The sequence below is a fragment of the Lutibacter sp. genome (assembly GCF_040883305.1).
Lineage (GTDB): Bacteria > Bacteroidota > Bacteroidia > Flavobacteriales > Flavobacteriaceae > Lutibacter.
In genome coordinates this window covers 1-2,735 of record NZ_JBFLKT010000264.1, presented here as the reverse complement: position 1 = coordinate 2,735, position 2,735 = coordinate 1, and the positions used below count along the sequence as shown (strand labels likewise).

The window sequence follows — 2,735 nt, the reverse complement described above, 5'->3', positions numbered from 1 at the left end:
GTAAAAATTTTACATATTAAATTCCGTTAGTGAAATAATAACTGGATTAAATGTTACTTTTAAATCTTGTTTTGCTGCATCATTTTTGTAAACTATTCTTGCATTTCCAGCAGTTTTCTTATTATTTAACATTGCAGAAATATCGGAGACTTTCCAACTTTCACTGCTTAATAAATAATTTTTACCGTGCAATCCATTTTTAACACTAGCACTATAAATTGCTTCTGCCACGTCTTTTACATCAACCAATGCAAATTCTGCATCTGTATCGTAAAGCATTTGGATAAATGGATTAGGAGCTATATTATTTTTAAATAAAAACTGCAAACCAGAAGAAGTAGAATCTTCTCTATTTGATAACGATTTTCCCATCACTCCAACTGGAGAAACACTTGTTATTTCTATACCTGTATTTGGATGTTCTTTTATAAATTTTTCTACGGATTGGTTTGCAATAAATTTAGCTTGTGCATACGGGTGGCTTTCCTCACTAATAAATGGCGTGTCATTTTCATCAAAAGTGTCATCTGGGCTTTTAGTACCTGCAGGCATTGGAAAATTTGTATTATAAGATGCTACTGATGCAACAAAAACTACCTTTTCAATAGTTGGGTTTTTATGAACCACTTCAAGAAAATTTTCTGTTCCATTAATTGTTGGGTCAAATAATTCTGTTTTTGGGTCTTTAACATCTAATTGAAACGGAGTGCCGCCATGAACCACTATATTACAACCTTTTACAAATTCTTTTAATTGCTTTTTATTCTCAACTTTTAGAGGGATAATTTCTAAGTTTTGTGCATTTGGTAATGCTTTTAAATGGATATATTTTTCTGTTTTTAATATATCTGTTGCCGAAACTCTTACCTTATATCCTTCCTGCAAAAACTTTTTTGTGGTGTGACTTCCAATAAACCCGGAACCTCCAATAATACCTACTGTTTTCATATTATCTATTTTTAGTTAGTTTAATTATTTACTCAGACTTATGCACTTCTAATTCAATTTCTATCATAAATTCTGGTATTGCTAACTCTTTAACTCCAAGCCAAGAGCCTGTAGGAAATTGTTTTGTATAAATAGAATTTCGATATCCAGCATTTTCAAGAAAAAGTGGCATATTGGTAGTGAAAATATTTTCTACAATTACGTCATCAAAAGTACAACCATAATGTTTTAATATTTTATCTAAATCTGCATAGCAATTTTTCATTTGTTGCTCAAAATTTCCTATTGCTGTTGGATTTCCTTCATCGTCCATACTTACCGCTCCAGAAACTTTAATACTATTTCCAATTTTAACGGCGTGTGAATATCCATAAGCTTTTTCTACTTCAGGACGCAACTGAAAATATTCAGGCTTTTCAATTTTAACAATTGTTTCATGTTTAGTTACTTTCATCGATTCTTTTTCTTTTTGTTCGCAACTTTGAAATGCAAAAGTCAGTGACAATAGAATTAAACTAAAAGTAAATTGATTAATAGTGTTAGTTAGTTTTTTCATAATCATAATAATTTAGTGCCTACTTTGGTTTTTTGGCTTATTCCTATTTGTTTTTTATTAGTCAAGTTGATTGTGCAGTGGATAGAATTCAGGTTGCGCATCAATGCCATGTTTCTTTGCCAATGGCACCATAACTTCTCCAAATTTTTGAAAGCCCTCTACTGATTCCCAGATGTCAACAACTAGCATTTCACTCTCTTTTATTGAGGCGAAATGATGTGGTCTTGATTTTAGTTTTATTTGATTTGCTCCTTTTAAATCAACTAATAAATTGTCATAAGATTTTGTGGTTGCATCTTTTAAGTGCACAATTGCTAATACTTTTTTCATTATTTTTAGTTTTAAAAAATATTTACTTACTCTAATCGGTTTTCGGGATCCCCGTTTAAAAACTGTATTTTAGTGAATTTTATAGGTTACAACTATCTAATAAAATCAATAATTAAATTCTTTAATTTTAAGGAATAAAAAATTTACTTATTACTTATATGATTAATATTAAATAGCTAAAAATGGGATTGTTTACTAATTTATTTCTTGTAATTATTAAGTGTAAAATAGCAATTTTAGAAAAACAGTTTCTGATATCATAATTTATTTTTATAGTTAGTAGTAGCTAAATATAAGAAAAATATGGATAAAACTTATTTAAATAATTGATTTACTTAATATTACAATTTAACATTAGTAACTTACACTGCTTACAACTCTTTAAGGAATGTAAAGTTGTTATTTTGAAAATATAATTTTCTAATATTTAAAGGTAATTTTATAGGTCAGAATTAATTAGCTCAATAATAGTATCAATATTTGTCAATATTGTTTTGAATTGTTTGATGTTTGTTCTTTCATTATAAATTTTTAGAAATGAAGCATATTCAATAGACAATATAATTTTATCAGAATTATTTTCTATTTTCAAATATTTTTTTAATTCAGGTTGATTCTTTAATCTTTCCTCAAAACCAGGAATTGATCCTGATAATCCAGTCTGATTAATATTATCCATATAATAACCATAGTTAAGATTGGCAAATTCAATAACCAATTCTTGACTGCGTTTTAATTCGGTCAATCTATTTCCTATATCTATTGGAATTAATTTTATATTTCCCGTATTTTCAAGTGTTTCAATAGTACTGTTTTGAAAAATAATATTGTCAGTTGCAAAGTTTAATTTATTTTGATTTTGTAGTACTTCTTTAACTAATAAGTTTGGTTTTTTATAGCC

At 27.7% G+C, this 2,735-nt stretch carries 4 protein-coding genes; all 4 read right to left on the bottom strand.

The annotated features are described in order from the left end of the window. Positions 1-9: 9 nt before the first annotated feature. Positions 10-948 carry an NAD-dependent epimerase/dehydratase family protein gene (locus AB1Z17_RS08280; protein WP_368051330.1) on the bottom strand — a complete coding sequence of 313 codons (939 nt, stop codon included), beginning with the start codon at positions 946-948 and terminating at the stop codon, positions 10-12. Positions 949-976: 28 nt separating this feature from the next. After that, positions 977-1,504 (bottom strand): RidA family protein, encoded by a 528-nt coding sequence (locus AB1Z17_RS08275; RefSeq protein ID WP_368051329.1) that lies wholly within the window; start codon positions 1,502-1,504, stop codon positions 977-979. Positions 1,505-1,561: 57 nt separating this feature from the next. After that, complete coding sequence (locus AB1Z17_RS08270; RefSeq protein ID WP_368051328.1) at positions 1,562-1,834, bottom strand: hypothetical protein; 273 nt, start codon at positions 1,832-1,834, stop codon at positions 1,562-1,564. A gap of 439 nt (positions 1,835-2,273) precedes the next feature. Further along, positions 2,274-2,735 (bottom strand): hypothetical protein (locus AB1Z17_RS08265; protein ID WP_368051327.1); only part of this gene is annotated, 462 nt, incomplete at its 5' end.

What these genes read in the sequence shown, in the direction of transcription:
- AB1Z17_RS08280 (WP_368051330.1), bottom strand. Translation starts at nt 948, where the DNA reads ATGAAAACAGTAGGTATTATTGGAGGTTCCGGGTTTATTGGAAGTCAC.
- AB1Z17_RS08275 (WP_368051329.1), bottom strand. Translation starts at nt 1,504, where the DNA reads ATGAAAAAACTAACTAACACTATTAATCAATTTACTTTTAGTTTAATT.
- AB1Z17_RS08270 (WP_368051328.1), bottom strand. Translation starts at nt 1,834, where the DNA reads ATGAAAAAAGTATTAGCAATTGTGCACTTAAAAGATGCAACCACAAAA.